Below are 7,624 nucleotides of genomic sequence, written 5' to 3'. Positions count from 1 at the left end.
GACCTGTCGGGCGGCGCCGCGTCCGCCACGCTCGCCCTGCTGGCCGCCGGGCTGCCCGGGATGCCGGGCACGCCGCTCGGCCGCGGCTCGGCGTCGGGCCAGCGGCTGCTGGCCGTCACCTTCAACGACCTGGCCACGGGCGGCGGTTCGAACGCCGCCGAGCTGGAACGCGCCCACAGCATGGCCGCCGACCCCCGCCTGCACCACGTCGTGGTCACCGGCGGCCCGGAAGCCCTCCCCTACGCCGACCTCCTGGACACCGGCCCCCTGACCGACGAGCCCGGCCCCTCCCTGGTCACCGCCGAGCGGCACCGCCGACGCCTGGCGGCCGGCGCCGCGGACCACTTCGTCGGGCACGGCGCCCGCCAGGTCCTCGACGCGCACCCGGCGCGCCTCGCTGACCTGCTCATGGACCGCCGGCGGCGGCAGCTGCGCCGGCCGATGACCGCGCTGGCCCGTGCGGACGGGCTGTCCGGGCGGTCGGTCCTCGTGCCCTTCACGGTCTACCGGGCGGCGCGGCGGCTCGCCCGTACCAGTTATCAACAGGGTGTGGAAGCCGCCGCGGCCCAGCTCCTCGCCCGGCGCTTCGACGGCCCCGACGGCGCCCTGTCCGCGTCGCTGGCGGCGCTGGCCTGGTGCCGGCCCGGTCCCGCCGCGCGCTGGCTCACCGGCGAGGCGCTCGCTGAAGTATCGGTTCGCCTTGCCGACGCCGCCGCCCGGCGCGGCCCCTCGGAGCGGCCCGGCGAACGGCGCGCCCGAGCAGCCCTGGCCCGCCACGCCGCCGACCACCGCGTCTTCGAGCAGGCGGTGGAAGTACGCAGCCAGCGCCTCCACGCCCCCTTCCTCGACAACCAGGTCGTACGTGCCTGCCGCGCCCTCCCCGAAGCCCTCCGCATCCAGCCCGGCGCCCGGGCCTCCGTCCTGCGCTCCGTACTCGCCGGCGCCGGCATCCGCGACCTCCCCGCCGGCTGGGGCGCCAACACCATGGCCTCCGCCGCTGTCGCAGGCCGCGCCGGACTCCGTACGGCCGTCGACGACCTCCTCGACCTCTTTGCCGCCCCACTGCTGGCCGACGCCGGGCTCATCGAGGCCCGCGTCGTCCGCAAAGCCCTCCGCGCCGCTGCCTCCGGCGAACCCCTCCCCCTCGACGGCCTCGCCGAACTCGTCGCCACCGAGGTCTGGCTCCGCCGCCTCCTCGCCCGCCGCGGCTCCTGCTGGACCGGCACCCCCCTCCCCGACCAACGCGCCGTATCCGGCGGCATCCACCGCCTCTCCCTGTAACGGGTGCGGTTACCTCCAGGTTGGGGGTAGGCCGTCCGCCCGAGGCGGGGCGGGCCGGCCCAACCCGCCCGCACTCGGCGACGGCGCATACCCCGACGGTGCCGGCCCGTGGGCCCGGGGCACCGTTGGCGGCCGACGGCCCGTGGCCGGGTTGTGCCGGCCTCCCCCACCCCCTCCCCCAGCCTTCGGCCGGTGGGGGTCCCCCCAGCCTTCGGCCGGGGGGACCCCCACCCAGCCGCCAGGCTGGGGGAGGACCCCCATCTCGCTTCGCTCCCCTTGCGGAACGTTCTCCCACAACCCGGTGGGAAGGGGTCCGGGGGCAGCGCCCCTGGTTTCGGGAAGGGCCGGGGTGGGGGGAGCAACCCGTCCACGGGCCTCCAGCCCGCCAACGCGACCTCAGCCACCCACCCGGCAGGGGCGCGGCGGCGCCCCGGCCCGCCGTACGGAGTCCGGCGCAGCGGCTCGGAGCCCGCAAGGCCCCCCGGGGCCGTGCGGTGCGAGGGGCGCGTCCTCTTAAGAGGCGTGGCCACAACCGGACGGAGTCCGCACCCGCTGGAATGGAATCGACCGTTCCACCGGTTGAAGGGGTTCGGGGTTACGTTTCCGCCCGTGGACGACAGGAGGGCCGCGCGACGTGAGCCAGTACATGGCCAAGGCGCAGGCACGCATCACCCGGCGCATGGGTGGCGCGCGGAAGCCGCGCCGTGTCGCGATGCTGAGCGTGCATACCTCGCCGCTGCATCAGCCCGGCACGGGCGACGCCGGCGGTATGAACGTATACATCGTCGAGCTGGCGAAGCGCCTCGCCGACATCGGCATCGAGGTCGAGATCTTCACGAGGGCCACCACCGCCACCCTCCCCCCGACCGTTGAGCTCGCGCCGGGCGTCCTCGTCCGGCACGTGGACGCGGGCCCCTACGAAGGCCTGGCCAAGGAAGACCTCCCGGCCCAGCTCTGCGCCTTCACGCACGGCGTGATGCACGCGGAGGCGAGCCACCGCCAGGGGCACTACGACCTGGTGCACTCGCACTACTGGCTGTCCGGCCACGTCGGCTGGCTGGCCGCCGAGCGCTGGGGCGTCCCGCTCGTGCACGCCATGCACACCATGGCGAAGGTCAAGAACGCGGCGCTGGCCGACGGCGACACGCCCGAGCCGCCCGCCCGGGTGATCGGTGAGACGCAGATCGTCGTCGCCGCCGACCGCCTCATCGCGAACACCGCGGAGGAGGCCGACGAGCTGATCCGGCACTACGACGCCGACCCGGCCAAGGTCGCCGTCGTCCACCCCGGTGTCAACCTCGACCTCTTCACGCCCGCCGCCGGCCGCGCCGCCGCCCGCGCGCGCCTCGGCCTGCCGGCGGACGCCGTGATCCCCGTCTTCGCCGGCCGGATCCAGCCCCTCAAGGCCCCGGACGTGCTGCTGCGGGCCGTGGCGGTGATGCTGGCCCAGGACCCGTCGCTGCGCGAGCGGATCGTGGTCCCCGTCGTGGGCGGTCCGAGCGGCAGCGGCCTGGCCAAGCCGGAGGGGCTCCAGAAGCTCGCCGCACGGCTCGGCATCTCGGACGTCGTACGGTTCCAGCCGCCGGTCGGCCAGGAGCTGCTAGCGGACTGGTACCGGGCGGCCACCGTCCTCGTCATGCCGTCCTACAGCGAGTCCTTCGGCCTGGTCGCGATAGAGGCCCAGGCCTGCGGCACGCCGGTCGTGGCGGCCGCGGTGGGCGGCCTGCCCGTCGCCGTACGGGACCAGCAGACCGGATTCCTCGTCCCCGGCCACGACCCCGTCGACTACGCGGCCGTCCTGCGCCGCTTCGTCGACGACCCGCACCTCGGCACCCGCCTCGGCGAGGCCGCGGCCCGCCACGCCCAGGACTTCGGCTGGGCCGCGGCGGCCGGTGCCACCGCCGACGTCTACGCCGGGGCGATCGCCGAACGCCGCCGTCGCCTACGATCACTCCATGGGTGAGGCACGCGAAGCCGTCGAAAAGGCGCTCCGGGACGCGGAGCTTGAATGGGAGACCGCCGACGACGGCTCGTACGTCGTCAAGCTCCCCGGCACCCGCAAGCTTTCGACCACCGTCTCCCTCAAGGTCGGCAAGCACACCCTCTCCGTGAACGCCTTCGTCGTCCGCCACCCCGACGAGAACCATGAGGCCTTCTACCGTTGGCTCCTCGAGCGCAACCTCCGCCTGTACGGGGTCAGTTACGCCATCGACCAGCTCGGCGACGTCTACCTCACCGGCCGCCTGCCGCTGGCCGCCGTGACCCCGGAAGAGGTCGACCGGATCCTCGGCTCGGTCGTCGAGAACGCGGACGGCAGCTTCAACACCCTCCTCGAGCTGGGCTTCGCCTCGGCCATCCGCAAGGAGTACGCATGGCGTACGTCCCGGGGCGAGTCAACCCGCAACCTTGACGCCTTCGCTCACCTCACCGGCGCCGACAACCCCGGCTCCTGACCGTTCCCGCAGCAGCGTGAGGAAGCCCGCGGCGGCCACGGCGCCGATCACCGCGCATCCCGCCCACAGCGCCCCCGTACCGGCGTGGTCGATGACGAAGCCGCCGAGGAGCGGACCGGTGAAGTTCGCGACGGACCACGAGAGCCCCATGATCCCGCTGTAGCGCCCCCGGGCGTGCGGCGGCGAGAGCTTGGCGACCGCGGCGGACGAGGTCGGCATGTAGATGATCTCGCCCATCGTCCAGACGCAGACGGTCAGCGCGTAGACCGGTATCGACCCGGCGAAGCCGGTCAGCCCGAGCCCGGCGCCGAAGAGCAGGGCGCCGAAGGACAGCAGCCGGGCGGGGCTGCGGCGCGTGACGAGCTGGGTGAGGGGGATCTGGAGCAGGACGATCAGAATGCCGTTGACACTGATCACGACACCGAAGTCGGTGCTGTTCATGCCGTCCTGGCCCATCGCGATGGGCAGGCCGATGCCGGTCTGCGCGAAGATTCCCGCGAGCAGCAGGTTGAGCCCGACCAGCCCCATGAAGCGGCGGTCCCGCAGCACCTCGCGCGTCCCCGTCCGCGGCTCGGCCCGCGGCTCCGCCCCGGCCGTCAGCACCACCGGCTCGGCCGGCCGCGTCTCGGGCAGCTTCACGAACACGACCACCGCGCACAGCAGCGTGGTCGCCGCGTCCAGCAGGAAAAGCAGCAGGAAGCCGTGAGCGGCGATCAGACCCGCCGACAGGGACGCCACCGAGAAGCCGATGTTGATCGCCCAGTAGTTGAGTGAGAAGGCCCGCTGCCGGTCCTCGCCCGGCACCAGATCCGACAGCATCGCCTGAATCGCCGGCCGTGACGCCTGCACCGCGAAGCCCAGCGCGAACACCAGCGCCGCGATCGCCACCGGATTCCGTGCGAACCCCAGCGCGGCGGTCGACGCGGCACTCGCCAGCTGTGCGGCGAGCATCGTCGGCCGCCGGCCCCAGCGGTCGGCCAGCGTCCCGCCGACCGGGGAGGCGATCATCCCGCCGAGGCCGAAGAGGGAGGCCACCAGGCCCGCGTACGAGGCCGAGTAGCCGCGCTGCACGGTCAGATACAGCGACAGGAAGGTGACCACAAAGCTGCCGACCCGGTTGACCAGCGTCGACGTCCACAGCCACCAGAACCCGGACGGCAGCCCGGCCACCGCTTCCCGAACGGCCCGTCTCGGATCCGCCACGCCCGCACCCCTTGTCCCGTAATAGCCACCAACCGCCCGCGCAGCTTACAGAGGGGCCCCGAGAGTCGCCAAAGGGTTTTCTTTTAGACTCGACGCCATGGCAGACGCTCCGTACAAGCTGATCCTCCTCCGCCACGGCGAGAGCGAGTGGAACGCGAAAAACCTCTTCACCGGCTGGGTTGACGTCAACCTCAACGAGAAGGGCGAGAAGGAGGCGGTCCGGGGCGGCGAGCTGCTGAAGGACGCCGGCCTGCTCCCCGACGTCGTCCACACCTCCCTCCAGAAGCGCGCGATCCGCACCGCGCAGCTCTCCCTCGAAGCCGCCGACCGCCACTGGATCCCGGTCCACCGCAGCTGGCGCCTCAACGAGCGCCACTACGGCGCCCTCCAGGGCAAGGACAAGGCCCAAACCCTCGCCGAGTTCGGCGAGGAGCAGTTCATGCTCTGGCGCCGTTCCTACGACGTCCCGCCGCCCCCGCTCGAGGACGGCTCCGAGTTCTCCCAGAGCGACGACCCCCGCTACGCCTCCATTCCCCCCGAGCTGCGCCCCCGCACCGAGTGCCTCAAGGACGTCGTCGTCCGCATGCTCCCCTACTGGTACGACGGCATCGTCCCCGACCTCCTTGCCGGCCGCACCGTCCTCGTCGCCGCCCACGGCAACAGCCTCCGCGGCCTCGTCAAGCACCTCGACGGCATCTCCGACGCCGACATCGCCGGCCTCAACATCCCCACCGGTATCCCCCTCTCCTACGAGCTCAACGCCGATTTCCTCCCCCTCAACCCCGGCGGCACCTACCTCGACCCGGACGCCGCCGCGGCCGCCATCGAGGCCGTCAAGAACCAGGGCAAGAAGTAGTACGTTTCGCGATCACGCCCCTGACCTGCGTTTTCGGCGCAGATCAGGGGCGTTTTCACGGCCTGGGCCCTCTCGGGGCCCTCAGTTCCTCGGGTCCAGCGGCCTGAGCGCTCGCCCGAGAACCTTCCGGGCCCGCTCCCGGCTGCTGGGCATGAGGTGCGCGTACACCTTCAACGTCAGCCCTGGATCGGAGTGCCCGAGGTACTCCGCCAGCGCCTTGATGCTGCAGGACTCCGGCCGGCGCGCGTGAGGAATACGCGTTGTCGGCCAGGACCACATTGGGCCGGGTGCGAGGCCGCCCCCGCGGGCGGGGAACGCGCAGGCGAGCCATCACGTCGGGGAAAGCAGGTGCATCGCCGGCCTGCCCGGCAGTCAGCACGAAGGCCAGCGGCCGGCAGCGGTCGTCGGCTGCGAGGTGGACCTTCGTCGTCAGTCCTCCGCGGGACCGGCCGATGGCATGGTCGTGCGGCTCGCCGGCCGGGGCCCTTTTTTACGAGCCCCGGCCGCGTGCTGATGCGCGCGCACGATCGTGAAGTCCACCGAGACCGCCCAGTTCAGGTCCTCATCGGCGTCGGCCTGAGCCATCAACGCGGTGAAGACACGCTCCCAGGTGCCGTCAACGGCCCACATCCGCAACCGGTTGTAGACCCCGCGCCAGTTCCCGTACTTCTCCGGCAGGTGCACCCACTGCGACCCCGTCTGGAACTTCCAGGCGATCGCATCGATCACCTCACGGTGATCCCGCCACCGCCCACCCCGCCTGGGCGTCCGGTCCGGCAACAACGGCTCGATCCGCGCCCACTGCGCGTCGCTTAACGGCACACCTGAACCAACGATCAGATGATCCGAACGAAACGGCCTAGAGGTGATGCCCGGCATGCGCGCGGGCAAGTCGCGGTTGCAGGCCGCTCGCGCGCGTGGATGGGCGGGTACTCCCCGGCGGTTCCGTCACGAACTCAACTGGACGGCGTGACCGGGGACCACATGCCGAGCCACTGCTCGGCGCCCCAGGCCTCGAACCGCTCTACCTCGGTGAACCCCAGCTTCGCCGCGAGACGCATCGAGCCGACGTTGGCGGTCTGGGTGGTGAGCACCACCGGCTCGCCGGGAAGGACGCCGTCGAACCAGCCGAGTGCCGCCGCGCACGCCTCGGCGGCGTACCCGAATCCCCACGCCCGCGGCAGGAACAGGTAGCCGAGATCGGCCTTCCCCACGGCAGCCGGGCGACGGTGCCCGGTTGCTCTCCTGAGCAGGATCTGGCCGATCATCGACCCGTCGAGATCAACGACGAAACTCCCGGGCCACTGCTCGGGCACCTCAGGCGTCTCGCGCTCAAGCTCGTCACGCGGGCGGGAACCGCCGAGGTAGGTGTGCACCTCTGGCGAGGCGAGCAGCTCGATGAACGCCGCACGGTCCCGCGCCTCGGGCTCACGGAGCACGAGCCGCTCGGTCCTGATCGGCTCAGGCGGCCAAGCCACGAGTCCCAGATCTTCCATCCGCGCACGCTAACAGATGGTCAAACCAACCGAACGGAAAGACGTTCTGCCACCAGTGGTGCTCGGGGTCGCCGTACGGAGCGGCATCGGGGCGTCTGAGGATCCTCAGATCAAGAGGCTGCACGATGCTGCGCAGCTCTCGCGCGGACTTCTTGGGCAGAGCACAGATCGCCAGTTCCAGAAGATCTCGCTCGTCTGCCGGCTCGGGGCAACAGTCTGGGACGCCGCATCGGTCGCTGAACGGTGTAGGAAGCTGATCCTTCGGGGCCCGTGCGATAACAGCCCATCGAGAGAGAGCCTGCCCTATCAGGCCTGGCCGAAGCCGTGTCCGCTCC

Annotated in this window: 7 protein-coding genes and 2 pseudogenes; 4 read left to right on the top strand and 5 right to left on the bottom strand. The window is 72.0% G+C overall.

The features are described 5' to 3' along the window. From EFK10_RS30790 to EFK10_RS30780, 3 genes are all read left to right on the top strand, one after another. On the top strand, positions 1–1,281 hold a 1,281-nt coding region (locus EFK10_RS30790), incomplete at its 5' end, for an asparagine synthase-related protein (RefSeq protein ID WP_240677575.1). 634 nt (positions 1,282–1,915) lie between these two features. Then, a complete protein-coding gene (gene mshA, locus EFK10_RS30785; protein ID WP_407647184.1) occupies positions 1,916–3,244 on the top strand; it encodes a D-inositol-3-phosphate glycosyltransferase in 1,329 nt (442 codons plus the stop codon). Then, positions 3,237–3,734, top strand: a complete 498-nt coding sequence (locus EFK10_RS30780; protein WP_127358932.1) for a type III secretion system chaperone family protein — start codon at positions 3,237–3,239, stop codon at positions 3,732–3,734. Before mshA ends, EFK10_RS30780 begins: the two co-directional genes overlap by 8 nt. Here the strand turns inward: EFK10_RS30780 and EFK10_RS30775 are convergent. Next, entirely contained in the window at positions 3,675–4,937 is a 1,263-nt protein-coding gene (locus tag EFK10_RS30775; RefSeq protein WP_127358931.1) for an MDR family MFS transporter, read from the bottom strand. The two genes, EFK10_RS30780 and EFK10_RS30775, sit on opposite strands and share 60 nt — an antisense overlap. 97 nt (positions 4,938–5,034) lie before the next feature. Between EFK10_RS30775 and EFK10_RS30770 the strand changes: the two genes are divergently transcribed. Next, positions 5,035–5,793, top strand: coding sequence for a phosphoglyceromutase (locus EFK10_RS30770; protein WP_127358930.1), 759 nt, complete (start codon positions 5,035–5,037; stop codon positions 5,791–5,793). 81 nt (positions 5,794–5,874) lie between these two features. Here the strand turns inward: EFK10_RS30770 and EFK10_RS51090 are convergent. The 4 genes and pseudogenes from EFK10_RS51090 to EFK10_RS30750 form a co-directional block, all read right to left on the bottom strand. Further along, a pseudogene (locus tag EFK10_RS51090) lies at positions 5,875–6,018 on the bottom strand (site-specific integrase); the annotation flags it as partial. A gap of 76 nt (positions 6,019–6,094) precedes the next feature. After that, positions 6,095–6,226 (bottom strand): annotated as a pseudogene (locus tag EFK10_RS53525) (IS5/IS1182 family transposase); the annotation flags it as partial. After that, complete coding sequence (locus EFK10_RS30755) at positions 6,223–6,672, bottom strand: IS5 family transposase (RefSeq protein ID WP_127358929.1); 450 nt, start codon at positions 6,670–6,672, stop codon at positions 6,223–6,225. The pseudogene EFK10_RS53525 and the gene EFK10_RS30755, both read right to left, overlap by 4 nt. Positions 6,673–6,749: 77 nt before the next feature. Further along, positions 6,750–7,289, bottom strand: a complete 540-nt coding sequence (locus EFK10_RS30750) for a GNAT family N-acetyltransferase (RefSeq protein ID WP_127358928.1) — start codon at positions 7,287–7,289, stop codon at positions 6,750–6,752. Between the last annotated feature and the right edge of the window lie 335 nt (positions 7,290–7,624).

Origin of the sequence: Streptomyces soli (assembly GCF_003999195.1) — a bacterium.
Taxonomy (GTDB): Bacteria; Actinomycetota; Actinomycetes; order Streptomycetales; family Streptomycetaceae; genus Actinacidiphila; species Actinacidiphila soli.
The sequence above is the reverse complement of the archived record's forward strand: the minus strand, read 5'-3'. Positions and strand labels throughout refer to the sequence as shown.